Here is a 21,303-nt window from a genome sequence, read left to right as displayed (position 1 = left end):
TCTGTTTGTTATTTAGAAGGGGGTTAACTATTGAGCATCTTTAAAAAATTGGGGTGGTATTTCAAACTTGAGTGGCGAACTTATTTGTTTGGATTGCTGGGGTTATTATTAACGGCAATTTTAGCAATCATCCCACCTAGAATGATTGGCTTGATCGTCGATGCCATTCATGGCCATCAACTGACATTGAAAACGTTGCTTGTTCAGTTGGGAATCCTCGCAATTGCTGCAATTGGTCAATACGGGTCACGGTATATGTGGCGAACGGCCATCTGGGGTGCGGCCGCTAACTTAGAGAAAACACTCAGGCAACGGCTATTCAAGCATTATATGAACATGGACCAAACTTTTTATCAACAGTACCGGACTGGTGATTTAATGGCTCGAGCTACGAATGATTTGCAGGCGATTCAACGGGTTGCTGGTGGCGGAATCCTTCAGTTTGCGGATTCAATTATTACGGGTGGTACGACGCTAATTGCGATGATGACTTTGGTCAATTGGCGCCTAACTTTAATTGCTGTCCTCCCATTTCCATTACTCGCAGTCATGGCATTTTATTTGGGTCAGAAAATTAACTTAGCTTTCCGTGATTCTCAAGCGGCTTTTTCACGGCTCAATAATAAAGCCCAAGAAAGTATTACCGGTGTTAAGGTGATTAAAAGTTTAGGGCAAGAACAAGCGGATATTGATGACTTTAACCAACAAATTGACCGAACGATTGAGATTAATCGTCGGGTTAACCGATTAGATGCTATGTTTGACCCGATTACCACGTTGATCATCGGATTGGCCTACGTTGCAACAATCGTCATGGGTGGTAGTTTAGTGGTGCATCACGTGATTTCAATTGGGAACCTGGTGACGTTTATTACTTACTTATCAATGATGATTTGGCCGATTTTTGCGGTTGGGATGTTATTCAACACCATGGAGCGTGGTAATGCCAGTTACGATCGCGTCATGCGCTTGATCAATGAACACTCTCAGGTTGTCGATCTCACTGATGGTGTGGTTAGTCGACCAGCGGGTGATTTAAGGTTTAATCTACAGGGTTTCGGTTATCCAGACGCTACCACTTTGACCCTTAAAAACGTGCAGTTTAACCTAAAGGCCGGTCAAACACTCGGGATCGTCGGTCGGGTTGGCGCCGGTAAAACGACGGTGATGCGGTTACTGTTGCGTCAGTTCGAGCATTATCAAGGCCAAATCGATTTTGGTGAAACGAATATTTTAGATTATAAACTTGACGCCTATTTACCAGCAATCGGTTACGTACCGCAGGACAGTTTTTTATTTTCTGAATCAGTTCGTGACAACATTGCGTTTGCCAAACCTGAGGCGACCCAAGCCGAAATTGAGCAAGCAGTTGATTTGGCCGGGTTAACCGAACAAATCGCAAACTTTGAACAGGGTTACGAAACACTGGTCGGTGAACAAGGGGTGTCACTTTCCGGTGGCCAGCGTCAACGATTGGCTATTGCACGGGCCTTATTGATTCAGCCAGAGTTACTGATTTTAGATGATGCACTTTCAGCTGTTGACGCAGAAACGGAAAGTCATATCCTAGGCAATTTGCATCAGCTGCGGACGAACAAAACCACGATTATCGCCGCTCACAGATTAAGCTCGGTGATGCAAGCCGATGAGATTATCGTCCTTGATCATGGTGAAGTTACTGAACGCGGGACGCATGACGAATTGATGGCCCAAAAGGGTTGGTATCGTCAAATGTTTGATCGTCAGGCTTTGGAAATGAAGGTAAGGGAGGCAACTGATGAAAAATGAGACGCATCAATCAGCGTGGTCTAAAAGTATGACCGTGAAGCAACAATTCCACGTTGTGGGTCGATTAATGAAGTATGCCCAACCTTTTTGGCGGTATTTTGGGGTGGCAATTGGGTTTGCCGTACTCATTAGCGCTGTCAATATTTTACTGCCGATGATTATTCAAACGTACATGGATCACTATCTCAAAGTTGGTCGTGCCGATTTGAAAATCATGTGGTTTTTTGCTGGCGCATATTTCTTCGCTATGGTGATTAAAGCAGTTTTACAATTCTGTCAGACTTACTTATATAGCATGGGTGCCGAGTACATGCTTGAACGGGTCCGCAGATTAATTTTTCAGAAAATTCATTCACTCGGTATGCGTTTTTTTGACCAAGTTCCAAGCGGGTCAATTTTATCAAGATTAACCAATGATACGATGTCATTCAGTACTTTTTGGCAGTTATTTAGCAGTTTGATCGTGGCGTTACTCTCAGTCATCTCATCAATTATTGCGATGTTTTTACTTAACGCTAAAATTGCGCTTTGGTTATTGGTGCTACTCCCGTTTTTGGGGGCGGCCATCTGGTATTATCAACGCTACAGTTCTAAGGTTTATCGACGGATGCGGGAACGCTTGAGTGAATTAAATGCCCGCTTGGCTGAAGCCATTACGGGCATTAGTGTCATTCAACAATTTCGACAAGAAAAAAGGATGAGCCAAGAATTTAATAATGTGAATGACGCCTACTTTAATACTCGGCGCGCGATGATTCGCATTAATGCGTTGCTGTTGAGTCCGTTAATTGATTTGTTTTATGCAACTGGTGTGATTTTAATTTTAGGCCTGTTCGGCGTTTCTGGCTTACACCATTACGTTGCGGCAGGGATGATCTACGCCTTCGTCACTTACCTTGATAATTTATTCAACCCAATGACGAGTATGATGGATAATCTTAGTGATTTTCAAGATGGCGTTGTTTCTGGTTCACGTGTTATGAAGCTGTTGGCAGATGAGACGACGGCCCCCGCACAACAAGTTGTTGCGAACCGGGACATTACGGCTGGTAAAATTGAATTCAAACACGTTAATTTTTCCTACGATGGTGTGACGCCGATTTTGGATGACATCTCGTTTGTGGCGCAACCCGGGCAGACAGTTGCCCTGGTAGGGGAGACCGGTAGTGGAAAGTCGTCCATCATTAACGTCTTGATGCGTTTTTATGAGTTTCAATCTGGTGAGGTGCTTTTAGACGACCAAAATATTCGTGAATTCGATGTTGCAACCTTGCGACGTAACATGGGGCTCGTATTACAGGAACCGTTTTTGTTTTACGGCACCGTAGCGTCAAATATTCGCATGTTTGATGCCTCAATTACCGATCGCCAGGTTCGCGCCGCTGCCCAATTCGTCAACGCGGATGACATGATCGAACAACTGCCAAGAGGGTATGATTCCAGAGTAATTGAACGCGGGAATGGTTATTCCAGTGGTCAAAGACAGTTGATTTCATTTGCTCGAACGGTAGTGACCAATCCGAAAATTTTAATTTTGGATGAAGCCACGGCCAATATCGACACCCAAACAGAAGAGGCCATTCAAGCCAGTTTAGCAAAACTGCAGGCCGGCCGAACCACGATTGCCGTTGCTCACCGGTTATCCACCATTCAAAACGCAGATTTGATTCTGGTTTTGAAGCGTGGTCGGATCGTAGAACGGGGAACTAATGATGAATTAATGGCACAGCGCGGTGTTTACTACGACATGATTCAGTTACAGAACACCGCTCACTTAGATTAACGATGCCGTCGATGTTGACTGCGCGATTCAACGAAAATGAGTTAAATAAAAACTGCCCTCAATGCATGTGTAAAGTTCACATTGCATTGAGGGCAGCTTTTGGTTTGCGAAACGAGTTGAGCTGAGTAAAACTGACGAAACAAGTTTGTTATTTGAGTTGCTTTGGGTCAACGTATTTAAAAGTTGGATCAATCTCTTTATCTAACCGGTCAAAGCCCTGTTGCATCTGACTTTCAATGACTTTGAAGCCGGCCTCATCAAGCTTGAGTTTGGGGTCGACGTAGAAGGGTTCGCCGAAAGAGACGGTAATTTTTTTGCGGGTAAATAATTGCTTAAACGTTAATGGACCTTGATAAACGGTGGGGACGATTGGGACTTTGGCAAGTTTAGCAATCACGGCTACACCGCCCTTTAAATCCTGAGAGTGTCTGGTCCCAGATGGAAACATGATTAAGGATAAATCGCTTTTTTTAAGCAATCTAACGGGCGTTTTAATTGCTGACGGACCGGGATGATCACGGTCAACGGCAAACGCATTGGCGTGTTTTAAAATCCAGCGTAAAACTGGGTTTTTAAATAATTCAATTTTAGCCATAAAACTAAACTTCTTCGGGCTACCTGCCAACGCGTAGTATATGGGGTCAAACCAGGTTCGGTGAGGCCCCACTAAAATGTAGTTGCCTTCAGGTAGCCGTTCTTTGTGTTCATAGTGGGCGTTACCGTTCACAATAAATAACAGCACACGCACTACGACACGGATAAACGAATAAAACATCCTTTAACCTCTCTTAACATAAAGTTGTATAATATTGCTATTATAGAGATAATTGAGGGAAACATCAATGAAATGGGTGATTATTTGGTAACGCCTGAACTTAGATCCGACGAGCGGATCGATCAGTTATACAGTCAAGACATTAAAATTATTCAAAGTCCCAGTGTGTTTTCGTTTTCATTGGACGCCGTTTTACTAGCAAATTTTGCGAAGGCACCAGCCAAAAAAAGTGGGCTCCTCGTTGATTTATGTGCCGGAAACGGCGCAGTCAGTCTGTTTATGGCGCACAAAACTAAGGGCTCGATCGCGATGGTTGAGTTGCAAGAACGTCTCGCGGACATGGCAGCACGATCCGTCCAACTTAACCAGTTGGACAATCAAATTACCGTTTATCAACAAGACCTGGCAACCATTACTGAAAAAATCGCTAAGGATTCTGTGGATGTAGTGGTTTGTAATCCACCTTACTTTGCGGATCAGCCCGCAAGTAAGAAAAATCCCAACGAATATTTAGCAATTGCCAGGCATGAAATTAAAACTAATCTGGAAACGGTGATCAAAGTCTCCAGTGATTTGCTGAAAATGAATGGGAAGGCTTACTTTGTCCACCGTCCAGATCGTTTTTTAGATTTAGCTGCATTGATGGCCAAACACCGCTTGGCAATTAAGCGCGTCCAATTTGTCTACCCCAAGGCTGGGCGGGAGGCAAACATCGTTTTGGTCGAGGCAATTAAAGATGGTCAAAGAACCGGCATGAAGGTGATGCCGGGACTGATGACCTACGATGAGACTGGTGAATATTCAAAACCGATAAAGAAGATGCTTTATGGCAACTAAACAGTATTTTTTCTACGTCTTGTTGTGTGCTGATCAAACATTATACGGTGGCTATTCAACCGACGTCTTTCGAAGGTTTAAGGCCCATCAGGCTGGTAAAGGTGCGAAGTATACTCGGGTCAAACGACGCCACCCACTCAAGTTGATATACTACGAAACTTTTTCAACCAAGTCGGCTGCTCTGAAGGCCGAATATGCGTTCAAACACCAGTCTAGAGCCAAAAAGGAACGTTATTTAGCTGAACACGGTATTCAGCTTTCTTGAAAGCTTGGCGTTTTTTGTGAACATTTTGTAATAGTTAGTGGAAACGCTTATCATTCAATGGTAAACGTGCTAAAATAAAAGCAGATTCGTGAAATGGAGGAAACAATTGTGAAAATTATTGCATATGGTATTCGTGACGATGAAAAGCCTTACCTCGATCAATGGTCAAAGGATAAGGGTATCGAAGTTAAGGCAGTTGCCGAATTGTTGGATGAATCAACGGTGGACCAAGCTAAAGGCTATGATGGTGCTGTTGTCTATCAACAAAAGCCATACACAGCTGAAGTTTTGGACAAGTTAGCAAGCTTTGGTATCAAATCACTTTCATTACGTAACGTCGGTGTGGATAACGTCGATGCTGACGCAATTAAGCGCAATGATATTAAAGTGACTAACGTTCCTGCATACTCTCCAAACGCAATTGCTGAATTAGCTGCAACTCAATTGATGCGGTTACTTCGTCGCACTAACACATTTGATTGTAAAATCGCTAATGGTGACCTTCGTTGGGCCCCAGACATTGCTGATGAATTAGACCAAATGACTGTCGGTGTGATTGCTACTGGCCGGATTGGCCGTGCTGCAATCAACATCTACAAGGGCTTTGGTGCCAAAATTATCGCTTATGATATCTTCCACAACCCAGAATTGGAAAAGGAAGGCATCTACGTTGATACTTTGGACGAATTATATGCCCAAGCTGATGTGATTTCATTGCACTCACCAGCTACTAAAGAAAACGAACACATGTTTAACGACGAAGCGTTCGGCAAGATGAAAGATGGTGTCTTCATCATCAACCCAGCCCGTGGCGCCTTAGTTGATACTGACGCTTTGATTCGTGCCTTGGATTCAGGCAAGGTTGCTGGAGCCGCACTTGACGTCTACGAAGACGAAGTTGGTATCTTCAACACTGACTTTGGTAGCTTCGATGCTATTCCAGACGAACGTCTTAAGAACTTGATCAAGCGTGAAAACGTTTTGGTTACACCACATATTGCCTTCTTCACCAAGACTGCTGTTAAGAACATGGTGCAATTCGCCTTGAACAGCAACGTTAACTTGATTGAAAAGGGTAGCGACGAAAGCCAAGTTAAGTTCTAACAACAAATTACAAATAACAACTTGTGAAATAGAATTGATTTTAACGCTTAGTTAAGACTTAATTTTATTCATATTCTCGAAGAACCACTTAAAACAGCCGCTCTGGGTGCTTTAAGTGGTTCTTTTTGATGCCTTTATGAGTAATTGACAAAAAAATCGCAGCCCGTCGTAAGACGGCCTGCGATACAAAGAGATCGTTTAGTAAATTAATATGCTGTAACTGTCATGGCTTGTAGCAATTCGGCCAGTTCAGCTGGTGATTCAACGGTTTGATCAGGAATGTAGTCTGACTTAGGTAAGTCGAGACCACGATGATTAAACCAAAAGGCGTGCCAACCAGCTTGCTTAGCACCAAGCATATCATTATTAAAGTTATCGCCGATGTAAACGACTTCGTTAGCCTGAAGATTCAAGAGACGGTTGAAGTAGGTGAAAATTCTGGCGTCAGGTTTGATTAACCCAACCTCTTCAGAAATAACCATGTTTTTTCGGTCGATCCACTGATGCAAATTAAGTTTCAATGCTTTTTGAGACTGTGCTTCAACGGTACCGTTTGTAATGATGCCCAACTGATAATGATCTTTCAAAAAAGTTAGTTGGTCTTTGATTTCGGTAAACAAGTGAATGTGCGCTGCTTCTTTTTGGTATTGGTCCCAAAACGCGAGCCAAACGGAGCCGGCAAGTGCTGGTAAATCGTGATGGGCTAGCACGGTGTTAAGTTGATCGAACACTTGTGTCATGTTTAAAGTTTCCAACGTTGTGACGCGATCATTTAGCTGTTTGAACGTTGAAAACAGATCGTTTAATACTGAACCTGATACGGCTGGGTCATTCCATACGGACAATAAAGCCTGCTGGAATGGCCGCTGTTGATCATACAGCGTATCATCAAGATCAAAAACGATGGCTTTGATCATAGTCGTTCCTCCTCACAATTCTGCGAGATGTAGTGTAACACAAATGTAACATTAATTATAACTTTATTTACCTAGGGCACTGATTCCTTCAATACCGCGCGTTGCACAGCTTAATTGCACGCCATGTCTTAAATTGAAAACCCACGGCGCACAATTCTTCTGTAAAAGTGGCAGGTTGAACCACATATTTTGATTCAATGCTTGCGACAATCATTTAAAACGGGTATACTAATTACCGGCTAATCGCCATAATTCACACTCCGAGCAATATGCTAAGTAGTGCTCTTAATGAGTTCTTAGCATAGAAGACCTCGGAGGAGGAAAAAACTTTGATGGAGGCTATTTCATGGCTGTTATTACAATGAAACAATTACTAGAAGCTGGTGTCCACTTCGGTCACCAAACTCGTCGCTGGAACCCAAAGATGAAGGAATATATCTTTACGGAACGTAACGGTATTTACATCATCGACTTACAAAAGACTGTTAAGTTAATTGATACTGCTTACAACTTTGTAAAGGACGAAGCTTCAAAGGGTGCCGTCGTATTATTCGTTGGTACTAAGAAGCAAGCTCAGGACTCAATTGCTGAAGAAGCAACTCGTGCTGGCCAATACTACGTGAACCACCGTTGGTTAGGTGGGACTTTGACTAACTGGAACACCATTCAAACTCGTATCAAGCGTTTGAAGGATCTTAAGAAGATGGCCGAAGATGGCACTTTTGATCGTTTACCTAAGAAGGAAGTTTCTTTATTAAAGAAGCAGACTGACAAGTTGGAACGATTCTTGGGTGGTATCGAAGACATGCCTAAGATTCCTGATGTGATGTTTGTTGTCGATCCTCGTAAGGAACAAATTGCGGTTAAGGAAGCTCAAAAGTTGAACATTCCTATCGTTGCGATGGTTGATACTAACACTGATCCAGATGATGTTGACGTTATCATTCCTTCTAACGATGATGCTATTCGTGCCGTACGCTTGATCACTAGCAAGATGGCCGATGCAGTCATTGAAGGTCGTCAAGGCGAAGATGACGCAGAAGCTGCCCAAGCAGAAGTTAACATGGAAGATGTTAAAGCTGCAGTTGAAGGCGACAACGCTGCTGAATAGTTTTTCTAACATTTGTTAAAACCATCAGTGCTAGGCTGGCTTGAAAATGTGGACCCGCGAGGCCTGATTATTTTCAGGTCAGCCTTTTGTGTTGATGTTAAGAGATATTTAGTACTTAAATTTAAGGAGGCCATAATAATGGCAAGCATTAATGCAAAATTAGTTAAAGAACTACGCGACAAGACAAGCGTTGGTATGATGGACGCTAAGAAGGCTTTAGTTGCCACTGACGGTGATATGGAAAAGGCCGTTGATTTCTTACGTGAAAAGGGTATTGCCAAGGCTGAAAAGAAGAGTGGCAACGTTGCTGCCAACGGTTTAGCTCACATTTCAGTCGACGGTAACACGGCTGCAATTACTGAAATCAACTCAGAAACTGACTTCGTGGCGACTAATGATCGTTTCAAGAACTTGGTTAACACAATTACCGATTTGATTGCTACTCAAAAGCCAGCTGATTTAGATGCTGCCTTAGCACTCAAGAACGATGCTGGTCAAACTGTCAACGATTTGATTATTGAACAAACTCAAGTGACCTCAGAACACACTTCTCTACGTCGTTTTGCAGTTGTTGAAAAGAATGATAACGAAGTCTTTGGTGCATACTTACACAACGGTGGCCAAATTGCTGCCTTAGTTGTATTGGAAGGTACTGACGAAAGTGTTGCTAAGAACGTTGCAATGCACGTTGCTGCCGTTAACCCAGAATTCGTTTCACGCGACGATATTCCTGCCGAACGGTTGGATCACGAACGTGACGTCTTGAAGAAGGAAGCCTTAAATGAAGGCAAGCCAGAAAACATCGTTGAAAAGATGGTTGAAGGCCGTCTCCGTAAATTCTTGTCTGAAATCAGCTTAGCTGACCAAGAATTTGTCATGGATTCTGATCAAACCGTTAGCCAATACGTTGCTTCAAAGGGTGGCAAGCTTAAGAGCTTTGTTCGCTATGAAGTCGGCGAAGGTATCGAAGTTGAAGTTAAAAACTTTGAAGACGAAGTAAACAGCCAAATCAATGGCTAATTTGTGTCACTAAAAAAAGATGTACTTGGGTACATCTTTTTTTATGCAATTTGCCCGCGATACGACTATCGAATGGTATCGGTTTATGATAGAATTACACAAGGAAAGCAATAGGAGGCTCATAATGACGGATTTAAAGTATAAGCGCATCGTTTTGAAGCTAAGTGGCGAAGCCTTAGCGGGAGATCAAGGTTTTGGTATTCATCCACCAGTTATCAAAACGGTCGCTAAAGAAGTTAAGGATGTATTTGAACTGGGTCTTCAAATTGGAATCGTCGTTGGCGGTGGCAATATGTGGCGTGGCGAGTCAGGTGCCCAGATGGGTATGGAACGTGCACAAGCTGATTATATCGGCATGCTGGCGACAATTATGAACGCCTTAGCGCTTCAAGATAACCTTGAATCGTTGGGTGTACCTACTCGGGTACAGACTTCAATCGAGATGCGTGCGATTGCGGAACCTTATATTCGCCGCAAAGCGATTCGACACTTAGAAAAAGAACGCGTTGTTATTTTCGCCGGTGGTACTGGCAGCCCATACTTCTCAACTGATACAACGGCTGCTTTACGTGCTGCTGAAATTAATGCCGATGCTATTTTGATGGCTAAAAACGGCGTCGATGGTGTTTATTCAGCTGATCCTAACATCGATCATAATGCAGTTAAGTTTGATCACTTAACTCATATGGATATCATTAACAAAGGCTTGCACGTTATGGATTCAACTGCAAGCACACTTTCAATGGACAACGATATTCCACTAGTTGTCTTCAACTTAAACCAACCAGGTAACATCAAAAAAGTTGTTCTGGGTGACGAAATCGGAACAACAGTTAGGGGTAAATAATCATGGCAAACACAATTATTGAAGAAGCAAAAGCCAAAATGGTCAAAGCTGAACAGGCTTTAGGTCGTGAATTTGGGACGATTCGTGCCGGTCGCGCTAACGCTAGTTTACTCAGCCGTGTGACGGTTGAATATTACGGCGTTGAGACACCAATCAACCAAGTGGCCGCCATTACGGTTCCAGAACCACGGGTGATTTTAGTGACCCCATTTGATAAGTCTTCTTTACAAGACGTCGAAAAGGGTATTTTGGAATCGGACCTTGGCATTACACCGGCTAACGATGGCTCGGCGATCCGTTTGGTAGTACCACAGTTAACTGAAGAACGGCGTAAGGAACTTGCCAAACAAGTTCGTGGCGTTGCAGAAACTGGCAAGGTAGCTGTTCGAAACGTTCGTCGCGAGGCCATGGATGCTTTGAAAAAGGGCCATAAAGATGGTGATTTCACTGATGATGAAGTTCATAATCTCGAAAAAAACGTTCAACAAGTGACTGACGACGCTGTAAAGCGGATTGATCAGTTGACTGATGAAAAAGAACAAGAAATTATCGCTGGTTAAACAACTGGTATCAAAGAAAGGACATTTGTATGGCTAACGACGACGAAACAATGGAAATCACGCCAGGTACTCCGGAATTTGCCAAAATGGTTTTCAAACTTAACGATGCAGTTAACGACGAGAATCTTGCCGTTTTAAACTATAACGGCGGTGAGTTAACTCAAATTGACGATGGTGTTTTTGCACAACCAGCGTATGTGAATGACGATTTCAATTTATTTTTTGTCATCACACAACTCATCGAAGAAGATTGGATCATTGCCTTTTCAAAGGCAACAATTGAAAACGATTCTGAAATCACGGATCTAAGCGAGCCAATTCCTACTGGGGAAGGGCTTAATATGTTAGGTGAAGTGAGTCCAGACGATGCAAACAACTTACTTCAGTATTTTAATACGTTATCTGACGCTAATCGTGGTGAATGGCGCTTGCTTCAGTAGCATATTTAGATTCTGTTAAATATCACCGTTCAAACAGAGTTGGGATAGTCGACAACTCTGTTTTTTGGTATGATAAAGTTTTGTAAAGCTAATTTGGAGGTGCCATTTTGTTTTCTTGGCTGAATAAAAAGGACCAGGCAACGTTGCCTGATGAGATGACGTTAGATCCAGATAATATTCCAGCGCACATCGCAATTATTATGGATGGTAACGGCCGTTGGGCGCAAAAACGGCATTTGCCACGGGTAGCTGGTCACAAACAGGGCATGGATACTGTCAAGGTGATTACGCAAGCTGCTAGCGACTTAGGTGTGAAGGTATTGACCCTTTATGCCTTTTCAACCGAAAACTGGAAGCGGCCTGCCGATGAGGTCAATTATTTAATGAAACTACCGGTCGACTTTTTTGATACCTTTGTCCCAGATCTAATCAAGCATAACGTGCGGGTAAACGTGATGGGCTATACCGACCAGTTACCACAAAAAACGCAGGATGCAGTCAATAAGGCAATTGAAGACACCAAAGCCTGTACCGGCATGGTGTTGAACTTTGCACTCAATTACGGTAGTCGTGCTGAGATTACCACTGCCATGCAAACAATTGCCACAGAAGTGAAGGACGGTCAACTCGAACCGGATCAAATTACCAGCGAGTTGATTGATGAGCACTTAATGACACAGTCGTTAGGGCAATATCGCGATCCGGACGTTGTCATTCGGACTTCTGGTGAAAAACGCATCTCAAACTTCTTACTTTGGCAAATTGCGTATTCGGAGTTTGTGTTTATGGCACCACACTGGCCAGAATTTACACCCGAATTACTGGTTCAAGCAATTGACGAATATCAACATCGTAAGCGTCGGTTTGGCGGCCTTTCAAAATAAATTAGGGAAGAGGACTTTTATGAAACAGCGGGTTATAACGGCGGTAGTCGCACTCATTATTTTTATTCCAATTATCATTGCTGGGGGAATTTGGGTTGATATCGCAGCGGCAGTGTTGGGACTTGTCGCTTTATCAGAATTACTTGTTATGCGCAAGAGATTAATTATTTCACCTGAAGCCATATTATCTGGCATTGCGATCTTGTTGGTCATCTTACCGGATGTTTGGCAGTCAATTCTGCCGGCACATTTAGACTTGACTTTTATTGTCTATCTCATCGTGATCTTATTACTGATGTATACCGTTTTCTCAAAAAACCGCTTTTCGTTTGATGATGCGGCCGTCTTAACGATTGGGACAATTTACATTGGGTTTGGTTTTCATTACTTCATCGTAGCGCGTGCCGCAGGGTTAGACACATTGTTTTTTGCACTGTTAATCGTGTGGATCACCGATTCAGGCGCTTATATGATTGGTCGAAAACTCGGTCGAAACAAACTTGCACCACACGTGAGCCCAAACAAAACTTGGGAAGGTTCAATTGGCGGTACTGTCGTAGCCACAATCATCGTGGGTGTATTTGCCTACTTCTATCCACAAGGCAATTACAGCTTATTAACGACGGTACTTCTCACAATTGTTCTCTCAGTTTTTGGACAGTTAGGCGATTTGGTTGAATCGGCTTTAAAACGTTACTATGGTGTGAAAGACTCAGGCAAAATTTTGCCAGGTCACGGTGGTATTTTAGACCGTTTTGACAGCTTGCTGTTAGTATTACCAGCCTTACATTTACTTGGGTTTATTTAAATTAATGTTGTTAGAAGTCTTAGACAATTTACGGAAGGATCGACGTCTGTGATTACGACCATTATTACCTTTATCATTGTGTTTGGCCTGATCGTTTTCATCCACGAATTTGGTCACTTTTACTTTGCCAAACGTGCCGGGATCCTCGTACGTGAGTTTTCGATTGGTATGGGGCCAAAGCTTTTTAATTATCGAACTGCTGAAACGACTTATACGATTCGGCTCCTGCCAGTTGGTGGTTATGTGCGGATGGCTGGTGGCGAAGACGATGAGGATGAATTAAAGCCGGGTACGCCGGTAAGTCTGTACGTGGGTGATAACGATCAAGTGACCCGTATCAATACCAGTAAGAAATCAACATTGTTCAACGGTATTCCGATGGCAGTCACTGCAACTGATTTGGAAGATCAGTTGTGGATTGAAGGCTACGAAAACGGTGATGAATCAACCGTGAAACGGTATGCCGTTGCCCACGATGCCACGATTATCGAAAGTGATGGCACGGAAGTTCGAATTGCACCAAGGGATGTCCAGTTCCAATCGGCTTCACTAGGTCATCGATTAATGACCAACTTTGCTGGGCCAATGAATAACTTTATTCTGGCGATTATCGTGTACACCATTCTCAGTTTTGTGGTTGGTGGTGTAACGACTAATAGTAATCAAGTGACGCCAACTGATTCAGGTGTCACAGTTGCCCAAAAAGCGGGCATTAAAAATGGTGACTATATTACCGCTGTGAACGGGCACGCTGTTGATAATTGGACACAGTTATCGACTCAGATTCAAAGTCGAGCGGACAAGAAAACCACGTTCAAAATCAAACGTGGCGACCAAATCAAGACCATTACCTTGACGCCAGTTGCAAAGAAAGTTGATCAAAAAACGATTGGCGCGGTAGGCATTACCGCTTACCGGAACCATAATATCGGTGCCATGTTACTCTCTGGATTTACACAAACTTGGCAAATGACAGTTCGGCTACTCGCCGCAATTTGGTCGATGGTCTCTGGTCATTTCAGCCTAAATGATTTGGGTGGGCCGGTTGCAATCTTTGCCACCACTTCAACCGCTACCTCAGAGGGGTTAGCCGGAGTCTTGAATTTCTTGGCTTTTCTCTCACTGAATTTAGGAATTGTTAATTTATTACCAATTCCAGCGTTGGATGGTGGTAAAATATTAATTAACGTGATTGAAGGCATTCGTCGCAAACCATTGTCCGAAAACGTTGAGACGGCCATTACCCTCGTTGGGGTGGTTTTCCTAGTCGTGTTAATGTTACTCGTGACGTGGAACGACATTGAACGTTATTTCATCAAATAAGCGCAACTTATAAAGGAGTTCAATTTAGAATGAAACAGTCAAAAATGCTGATTCCAACTTTGAAAGAGGTGCCGAGTGACGCTGAAGCACTCAGTCATCAAATGATGCTGAGAGCCGGCTATATTCGACAAGTGACTGCAGGTATGTACGCGTACTTGCCGTTGGCATTTCAAGTTTTAACCAATATTGAAACGGTCATTCGTGAAGAAATGGCTAAAATCGATGCCGTTGAAATGGTAGTACCAACCGTCTTACCAGCGTCTCTATGGCAAGACTCTGGTCGGTATGATACGTACGGCCCGACTCTTTTTAAATTTAAGAACCGCCACGATACTGACTTTATCTTGGGCCCAACCCATGAAGAAACCTTTACGACTTTGATTCGTGATAGCATCAAATCATATAAGCGACTACCATTAACGTTGTACCAAATTCAGGCCAAGTATCGTGACGAAGAACGCCCACGTTATGGGTTACTTCGTGGTCGTGAATTTATTATGAAAGACGCGTATTCATTCTCAACGAATTACGATGATCTAGATACGGTTTATCGGCAGATGGAAGGCGCCTACAAGCGAGTGTTTGATCGCATTGGGCTAAATTACCGGACCATTATTGGGGACGCTGGTGCCATGGGTGGTAAAGATTCCAAAGAATTTTCTGCTATTGCACCGATTGGTGAAGATACGATCGTCTACGTGGACGAATCCGATTATGCAGCTAACATTGAGATGGCGACGAACTTGTACACGCCTAAGAAGTCTCATGCCGCTCAACTTGATTTAGAGAAAGTGGCTACCGGCGACGCCAAAACGATTGATGCAGTTTCAGCTAAGCTTGAAATTACACCTGATACGTTGATTAAGAGTTTATTGTACATGGCTGATGAAAAACCTGTGTTGGCGTTAGTTCGCGGTGATCACGAGCTTAATGAGGTTAAACTTAAAAATGATTTACACGCTGACTTCTTAGTTCCCGCAACCAATGAACAAGCCCAAGAATTTTTGGGTGCCTCATTTGGTGCACTTGGTCCAGTTGGTGTTTCGGGTGATGTGACGATTGTGGCTGACCGTTACGTGTCAGACATGGTCAACGCAGTGGCCGGTGCCAACGAAGATGGGTTCCACTACCTCAACGTTAACGTTGAACGCGACTTTAATGTAGATCACTTTACGGATTTACGGACAGTTCAAGAAGGTGATATTTCACCTGACGGCGCTGGTAAGTTGAAGTTTACACGTGGGATTGAAATTGGCCACATTTTCAAACTTGGTACGCGGTACTCAGATGCTTTGGACGCCAAAGTGTTAGATGAAAACGGTCGTTCAGTGCCAGTTATCATGGGATCATACGGGATTGGTGTCAGCCGACTATTGTCAGCAATTGCCGAACAACAAGCTGACGATCACGGCCTTGTTTGGCCACGAGCAATTGCACCATTTGATTTGCACATCATTCCTGTGAATACTAAGGATGACACTCAGGTTGCCTTAGCAAACGACTTAAATGATAAGCTGTCTGCTGCTGGTTATCGAATCCTGATTGATGATCGTAAGGAACGTGCCGGCGTTAAGTTTGCTGATTCTGATTTGATTGGGTTACCAATTCGAATTACGGTTGGTAAAAAGGCTAGCGAAGGAATTGTCGAGATTAAGATTCGCAAAACTGGTGAAACAGTTGAAGTTAAGGCGGATGAAGTTGAAAACACCGTTTCGATTTTATTAAAAGAAATTGACGGTTCAGCTACGTCTGATGATTCGACTAACGCTTAACCAGAGTTGGTTAATAAACGGGTTCGAAAACAAGACTAGTCGTTTTGTTTCGAACCCGTTTTACGTTAAAATATTCAAGTGAATACATTAAAGGGGGCAGTTGGCGTGGCCTTAGATCACCAACAATTATTTGAAAAATTATTAGAGCAACTTCAACTGACTGAATTAGCCCAGCAACCCGCCTTTCAGGGTGCTGAGCTTGATAAATTAACCGTTCATGCACAGTCAAAACGGTGGCACTTTAACTTTAAATTTCCAGATATCGTGCCCTTTCAAACCTTTTTAACTTTTCAAGGCCAACTTGAAAAGACATTTCAATCGATTGCGTCAGTGGATTTTGAAATTCAAACACCACAAACGCAGCTTGATAATCGACTGGTTGGGGATTACTGGAATTGGGTCGTTCAACATAGTGGTCTCACGTCACCACTTGTACAGGAACTTTGCCACGATCAAGTGCCACAAGTTCAAGATGATCGGGTTATTTTCATGGCTGAAAACGAAGTCGTAAAAAACTTCTTGGTTAATCAGGCGTTAGGGCCAATTGAAAGCCAGTATACAGTTTATGGCTTTCCTAAATTTTCAATTCATACCATGGTGGATGAATCGGCATCACAACAAAAAATCAATGATTTTAAGCAAAAGAAGGCCCAGTCCGACGCTGAACTTGCTAAAAAGGCCGTTGCGGCCATTAAGCAGGCTAATCAGAAGCGTGAGCAACAGGGCGGTGATGTTCCAAGCGGTCCGACTGTGATTGGTCGTAAAATTAAGTCTGACGACGAACCTATGCAGTTGATTAATATCGAAGATGAAGAAAAATCGGTTGTCGTTCAAGGTTATGTTTTCAGTAAGGAAATTCGTGATCTACGCTCTGGTCGCAAATTAATGATTTTGGAAATTACCGATTATTCGTCCTCAATTGTCGTTAAAAAGTTCTCTCGCGATGATGGCGATGAGGCCCAATTCGAAGGGCTTAACGAAGGTGATTGGATCAAGGTGCGAGGTAGCGTTCAAGAGGACAACTTCATGCGTGATTTGGTTCTCAATGCTTACGATATTAATCAGGTCACTGTGCCCAGTCGCAAGGATTTAGCACCCGAGGGTCAAAAACGGGTGGAATTACACTTGCACACAAGTATGAGTACCATGGATGCAACCAATCCAATTACGGATTACGTTAAACAGGCCAAAAAATGGGGTCACAAAGCAATTGCAATTACCGATCATGCTGGTGTCCAAGGGTTCCCAGAAGCATTTAGTGCCGCTGCTAAAAACGACATTAAAATGATTTACGGCGTGGAAGCCAATTTAGTCGATGATGGTGTTCCAATTGGGTATAACAGTGAACACCGACAATTGGAAGGCGCAACTTACGTTATTTTTGACGTGGAAACCACCGGACTTTCTGCGATTTATGATCGAGTGATTGAACTTTCAGCGGTCAAGATGCAAGGTAAAGAAGTGATTGACCAGTTTGAAGAATTTATTGATCCCGGCTTCCATTTGTCAGATCAAACGACCGAATTAACAAGTATCACGGATGACATGGTGAAGGGCTCCAAGTCGGAAAAAGAAGTTTTTGAATTGTTCCGCCAATTTTATGGCGATGCTATTATTGTTGGCCATAACGTCACCTTCGATATTGGTTTCATGAATGCGGGCTATCAGCGCTATGACTTGCCAGAGGTCACCAATCCAATCATCGATACGCTGACATTGGCTCGGTTCTTGTACCCAACGTTGAAGGGTTACCGGCTGAATACTTTGGCCAAAAAATTCCACGTGGCCTTGGAACACCATCACCGTGCTATTTATGATGCTGAATCAACTGGTCATTTGAATTACTTGTTTTTAAAAGACGCTGAAGATCGGTACCAAATCAAATATCACGATCAGTTGAATGACCACATGAGTGAAAATGACGCCTACAAGCACGCTCGACCGTCTCATGCGATTATCTTGGCCCAGACTCAAACCGGTCTTAAAAATATGTTTAAACTGGTTTCGATGTCTAACGTGAATTATTTTTATCGGGTGCCCCGAATGCCACGGAGTCAAGTTGAGAAGTTACGCGAAGGACTGCTGATTGGTTCCGCTTGTGATTCTGGTGAAGTTTTCACCGCGATGATGCAAAAAGGGTACGCTGAAGCACGCAGTAAAGCTAAATTTTATGATTATCTTGAAGTTCAACCACTGGCTGCTTATAAACCGTTGATTGACTCAGGACTTATCCAAAATAAAAAGAATCTCCAAGAAATCTTGGCCAATATGGCTAAACTGGGTGAAGAACTTGATAAGCCGGTTGTTGTAACGGGCGATGCGCACTATCTGAATCCAGAGGATGCCATTTACCGTAAGATTCTGATTCATTCACAAGGTGGGGCGAACCCACTAAATCGTCAAGAATTGCCGGATGTTCATTTCAGGACAACTGATGAGTTACTTGATGATTATCAGTTCTTAGGTGAAGCCAAAGCACAAGAGCTGGTCGTGACGAATTCAAACGCCATTGCTGACCAGATTGAGGACGTGCATCCGCTAAAAGATAAGCTATACACACCGCGAATGGAAGGCGCCGAAGACGAAATTCGAGAGCGAACCATGAACACGGCTTACGAGTGGTACGGTAATCCGTTACCAGATATTGTTCAAAAACGGTTAGATCGTGAATTAAAGAGTATTATCGGTAACGGTTTCTCAGTGATTTACCTGATTGCACAACGACTTGTGCATAAAAGTAATAAAGACGGGTATTTGGTTGGTTCACGGGGGTCTGTCGGTTCGAGTCTAGTTGCCACCATGACTGGAATCACAGAAGTGAACCCCTTACCACCGCATTACCGTTGTCCTAACTGCCAATACTCACATTTTTATACCCAAGGTGAGTACAGTTCAGGGTTTGATTTACCAGAGAAGAACTGTCCTAATTGTGGGACGTTGATGATCGGTGATGGTCATGATATTCCGTTCGAAACGTTCCTGGGCTTTACGGGTAACAAAGTGCCTGATATTGATTTGAACTTCTCGGGTGATTATCAACCAATCGCCCATAATTACACGAAGGTTTTGTTTGGCGAGAAGAACGTTTACCGGGCGGGCACAATCGGTACCGTGGCCGATAAAACGGCTTATGGTTACGTGAAAGCTTACGAACGAGACACCGAACAAAACTTCCGGAATGCTGAAATTGATCGACTGGCCAAGGGTGCCACCGGGGTTAAGCGGACGACCGGCCAACATCCAGCGGGGATTATCGTTGTGCCGGATTATATGGACATTTATGATTTCACGCCAATTCAGTATCCGGCCGATGATCAAAACGCCGCTTGGCAAACAACCCACTTTGATTTCCATTCAATTCACGATAATATTTTAAAAATTGATATTCTGGGCCATGATGATCCAACCATGATCCGGACGCTGCAAGATTTGAGTGGCGTTGACCCACAAACGATTCCAATGGATGATCCGGGTGTGATGGCCCTCTTTTCTGGTACGGAATCACTTGGTGTGACACCGGAACAGATTCAATCTAAAACGGGAACGTTGGGTGTGCCAGAATTCGGGACCCGCTTTGTACGCGGAATGCTAGAAGAAACCCATCCAAGTAATTATTCAGAGTTACTTCAAATTTCAGGTCTCTCTCACGGTACCGACGTGTGGCTTGGTAACGCTGAAGAGTTGATTAAAAATGGGACTGCAACGATTGCCAACGTGATTGGTTGTCGTGATAACATCATGACCGACTTGATTCACTGGGGCATGGATTCAGAAATTGCCTTTCAAATTATGGAACACGTTCGAAAAGGCCGTGGGATTCCGGATGAATGGCAAGATAAAATGAAAGAGGCGGAAGTGCCCGACTGGTACATTGATTCATGTTTGAAAATCAAGTACATGTTCCCACGTGCCCATGCGGCTGCTTATATTCTGATGGCGTTGCGGGTTGCTTACTTTAAGGTTTATTTCCCATTAGTTTATTACGCAGCATATTTCTCTGTTCGTGCTGAAGATTTTGACGTTGTGGCCATGTCACGCGGCAAGGAATCAGTTAAAGCCAAAATGAAAGAAATTAACGATGAGGGTATGGATGCCTCGACTAAGGAAAAGAACCTCTTAACGGTCCTTGAGCTGGCAAACGAAATGCTGGAACGTGGTTTTGATTTTAAGATGATTGATATTGAAAAATCGGCCGCTAACGAATGGTTGATCGATGGCAACACTCTAATTGCGCCGTTTAATGCGGCACCAGGATTAGGGCTAAACGTTGCCAAGCAAATTGTGGCCGCCCGTGAAGACAAACCGTTCCTCTCTAAGGAGGACTTGGCTAAACGAGGCAAGGTTTCCAAAACTTTGATCGAATTTATGACGGATAACGGTGTGTTAGATGGTCTGCCAGACGAAAATCAACTGAGCTTGTTTGACATGATGTAGTTACTGAAACCATCCTTGTTCAGTTACGATTGGCTAACCTTGCGTCTACCAGTTGTTTATGATATACTTACAGACGTAGATATTTCGGAAAGGAGTGAGCAGCGATGCTCACTCTTTTTATTGGAAAAATGGTATTGGAGGTAACAGATTGGATAACGTCGTAGACATTGTTACGGCTCTAGCGCAGCCAATTGTAGAGACTCATCACTTTGAATTGGTGGACGTCGAATTCGTACGTGAAGGTAAAAGCTGGTATTTACGGCTTTACATTGATAAACCTGGTGGCATTACAATTGATGAATGCGCACTGGTCAGCGATGAGGTGAGCGAACAACTTGACGGCCTCGACCCTGATCCAATTCCACAAGCGTATTTCTTAGAAGTATCCTCGCCTGGCGCAGAACGGCCACTTAAAAAGGCGGCTGATTATGAACGTGCCTTGAACCACTACGTTCACATTTCGCTCTACCAAAAAATTGCGGGCGAAAAAGCGTATGAGGGCACAATGATTGCGTTGAATGATGACGAATTAACGTTAAAAGTTAATTTAAAAGGGCGTATTAAAGACCTGGTCATCCCACGTACTAACATTGCCAAAGCGAGATTAGCAATTAAGTTTTAATAGCTAAAAGGAG

Annotated in this window: 18 protein-coding genes; 16 read left to right on the top strand and 2 right to left on the bottom strand. The window is 43.4% G+C overall.

The genetic code is table 11. The features are described 5' to 3' along the window. The first annotated feature begins 30 nt into the window (after positions 1 to 30). Both FD04_RS07580 and FD04_RS07575 read left to right on the top strand, forming a co-directional pair. A complete protein-coding gene (locus FD04_RS07580; RefSeq protein ID WP_056948044.1) occupies positions 31 to 1,788 on the top strand; it encodes an ABC transporter ATP-binding protein in 1,758 nt (585 codons plus the stop codon). After that, positions 1,778 to 3,571, top strand: a complete 1,794-nt coding sequence (locus FD04_RS07575) for an ABC transporter ATP-binding protein (protein WP_056948042.1) — start codon at positions 1,778 to 1,780, stop codon at positions 3,569 to 3,571. The genes FD04_RS07580 and FD04_RS07575 overlap by 11 nt, the downstream gene beginning before the upstream one ends. A 148-nt stretch (positions 3,572 to 3,719) precedes the next feature. Here FD04_RS07575 and FD04_RS07570 read toward each other — a convergent pair whose 3' ends face one another. After that, on the bottom strand, positions 3,720 to 4,346 hold the full coding sequence (locus FD04_RS07570; RefSeq protein WP_056948040.1) for a lysophospholipid acyltransferase family protein: 627 nt from the start codon (positions 4,344 to 4,346) through the stop codon (positions 3,720 to 3,722). A gap of 72 nt (positions 4,347 to 4,418) precedes the next feature. On the opposite strand from FD04_RS07570, the gene FD04_RS07565 reads away from it, so the two are divergent. From FD04_RS07565 to FD04_RS07555, 3 genes are all read left to right on the top strand, one after another. Beyond that, positions 4,419 to 5,183 (top strand): tRNA1(Val) (adenine(37)-N6)-methyltransferase, encoded by a 765-nt coding sequence (locus tag FD04_RS07565; RefSeq protein ID WP_056948038.1) that lies wholly within the window; start codon positions 4,419 to 4,421, stop codon positions 5,181 to 5,183. Further along, complete coding sequence (locus FD04_RS07560) at positions 5,173 to 5,448, top strand: GIY-YIG nuclease family protein (RefSeq protein WP_056948035.1); 276 nt, start codon at positions 5,173 to 5,175, stop codon at positions 5,446 to 5,448. Before FD04_RS07565 ends, FD04_RS07560 begins: the two co-directional genes overlap by 11 nt. A gap of 108 nt (positions 5,449 to 5,556) precedes the next feature. After that, the gene (locus FD04_RS07555) at positions 5,557 to 6,552 is read left to right on the top strand and encodes a D-2-hydroxyacid dehydrogenase (RefSeq protein ID WP_056948033.1); all 996 of its coding nucleotides are present in this window, start codon (positions 5,557 to 5,559) and stop codon (positions 6,550 to 6,552) included. 206 nt (positions 6,553 to 6,758) lie between these two features. On the opposite strand, the gene FD04_RS07550 is transcribed toward FD04_RS07555, so the two are convergent. Next, positions 6,759 to 7,469, bottom strand: coding sequence for an HAD family hydrolase (locus FD04_RS07550; protein WP_056948031.1), 711 nt, complete (start codon positions 7,467 to 7,469; stop codon positions 6,759 to 6,761). A gap of 346 nt (positions 7,470 to 7,815) precedes the next feature. Here FD04_RS07550 and rpsB point away from each other — a divergent pair, with 346 nt between their 5' ends. The 11 genes from rpsB (at position 7,816) to rimP (ending at position 21,290) form a co-directional block, all read left to right on the top strand. After that, on the top strand, positions 7,816 to 8,580 hold the full coding sequence (gene rpsB / locus FD04_RS07545) for a 30S ribosomal protein S2 (RefSeq protein ID WP_054701079.1): 765 nt from the start codon (positions 7,816 to 7,818) through the stop codon (positions 8,578 to 8,580). Between the two features lie 138 nt (positions 8,581 to 8,718). Further along, positions 8,719 to 9,600, top strand: coding sequence for a translation elongation factor Ts (gene tsf, locus FD04_RS07540; protein WP_056948028.1), 882 nt, complete (start codon positions 8,719 to 8,721; stop codon positions 9,598 to 9,600). A gap of 124 nt (positions 9,601 to 9,724) precedes the next feature. Then, positions 9,725 to 10,447 carry a UMP kinase gene (gene pyrH, locus FD04_RS07535; RefSeq protein WP_056948026.1) on the top strand — a complete coding sequence of 241 codons (723 nt, stop codon included), beginning with the start codon at positions 9,725 to 9,727 and terminating at the stop codon, positions 10,445 to 10,447. Beyond that, the gene (gene frr, locus FD04_RS07530; protein WP_420806520.1) at positions 10,444 to 11,007 is read left to right on the top strand and encodes a ribosome recycling factor; all 564 of its coding nucleotides are present in this window, start codon (positions 10,444 to 10,446) and stop codon (positions 11,005 to 11,007) included. The genes pyrH and frr overlap by 4 nt, the downstream gene beginning before the upstream one ends. A 29-nt stretch (positions 11,008 to 11,036) precedes the next feature. After that, complete coding sequence (locus tag FD04_RS07525) at positions 11,037 to 11,447, top strand: hypothetical protein (RefSeq protein ID WP_056948022.1); 411 nt, start codon at positions 11,037 to 11,039, stop codon at positions 11,445 to 11,447. A 107-nt stretch (positions 11,448 to 11,554) separates the two neighbouring features. After that, entirely contained in the window at positions 11,555 to 12,331 is a 777-nt protein-coding gene (locus FD04_RS07520; protein WP_056948020.1) for an isoprenyl transferase, read from the top strand. A gap of 19 nt (positions 12,332 to 12,350) precedes the next feature. Beyond that, positions 12,351 to 13,139, top strand: a complete 789-nt coding sequence (locus FD04_RS07515; RefSeq protein ID WP_056948018.1) for a phosphatidate cytidylyltransferase — start codon at positions 12,351 to 12,353, stop codon at positions 13,137 to 13,139. A gap of 48 nt (positions 13,140 to 13,187) precedes the next feature. Further along, positions 13,188 to 14,462, top strand: coding sequence for an RIP metalloprotease RseP (rseP, locus tag FD04_RS07510; RefSeq protein ID WP_054701076.1), 1,275 nt, complete (start codon positions 13,188 to 13,190; stop codon positions 14,460 to 14,462). Positions 14,463 to 14,491: 29 nt separating this feature from the next. After that, positions 14,492 to 16,234 (top strand): proline--tRNA ligase, encoded by a 1,743-nt coding sequence (locus FD04_RS07505; RefSeq protein ID WP_056948016.1) that lies wholly within the window; start codon positions 14,492 to 14,494, stop codon positions 16,232 to 16,234. A 105-nt stretch (positions 16,235 to 16,339) separates the two neighbouring features. After that, a complete protein-coding gene (locus tag FD04_RS07500) occupies positions 16,340 to 20,668 on the top strand; it encodes a PolC-type DNA polymerase III (protein WP_056948014.1) in 4,329 nt (1,442 codons plus the stop codon). Positions 20,669 to 20,816: 148 nt separating this feature from the next. Beyond that, positions 20,817 to 21,290, top strand: a complete 474-nt coding sequence (gene rimP, locus FD04_RS07495; protein WP_054701073.1) for a ribosome maturation factor RimP — start codon at positions 20,817 to 20,819, stop codon at positions 21,288 to 21,290. Positions 21,291 to 21,303: the final 13 nt, after the last annotated feature.

The sequence above is a fragment of the Secundilactobacillus odoratitofui DSM 19909 = JCM 15043 genome, assembly GCF_001434895.1.
In the GTDB taxonomy this organism is placed as follows: domain Bacteria; phylum Bacillota; class Bacilli; order Lactobacillales; family Lactobacillaceae; genus Secundilactobacillus; species Secundilactobacillus odoratitofui.
This window is presented reverse-complemented; position numbering and strand designations above follow the sequence as displayed.

Excerpts from the sequence above, each read along its gene's own strand:
- FD04_RS07560 (WP_056948035.1), top strand. The coding sequence starts at position 5,173 with ATGGCAACTAAACAGTATTTTTTCTACGTCTTGTTGTGTGCTGATCAA.
- FD04_RS07550 (WP_056948031.1), bottom strand. The coding sequence starts at position 7,469 with ATGATCAAAGCCATCGTTTTTGATCTTGATGATACGCTGTATGATCAA.
- FD04_RS07505 (WP_056948016.1), top strand. The coding sequence starts at position 14,492 with ATGAAACAGTCAAAAATGCTGATTCCAACTTTGAAAGAGGTGCCGAGT.
- FD04_RS07525 (WP_056948022.1), top strand. The coding sequence starts at position 11,037 with ATGGCTAACGACGACGAAACAATGGAAATCACGCCAGGTACTCCGGAA.
- rpsB (WP_054701079.1), top strand. The coding sequence starts at position 7,816 with ATGGCTGTTATTACAATGAAACAATTACTAGAAGCTGGTGTCCACTTC.
- FD04_RS07515 (WP_056948018.1), top strand. The coding sequence starts at position 12,351 with ATGAAACAGCGGGTTATAACGGCGGTAGTCGCACTCATTATTTTTATT.
- FD04_RS07570 (WP_056948040.1), bottom strand. The coding sequence starts at position 4,346 with ATGTTTTATTCGTTTATCCGTGTCGTAGTGCGTGTGCTGTTATTTATT.
- FD04_RS07575 (WP_056948042.1), top strand. The coding sequence starts at position 1,778 with ATGAAAAATGAGACGCATCAATCAGCGTGGTCTAAAAGTATGACCGTG.
- pyrH (WP_056948026.1), top strand. The coding sequence starts at position 9,725 with ATGACGGATTTAAAGTATAAGCGCATCGTTTTGAAGCTAAGTGGCGAA.
- FD04_RS07565 (WP_056948038.1), top strand. The coding sequence starts at position 4,419 with ATGGGTGATTATTTGGTAACGCCTGAACTTAGATCCGACGAGCGGATC.
- tsf (WP_056948028.1), top strand. The coding sequence starts at position 8,719 with ATGGCAAGCATTAATGCAAAATTAGTTAAAGAACTACGCGACAAGACA.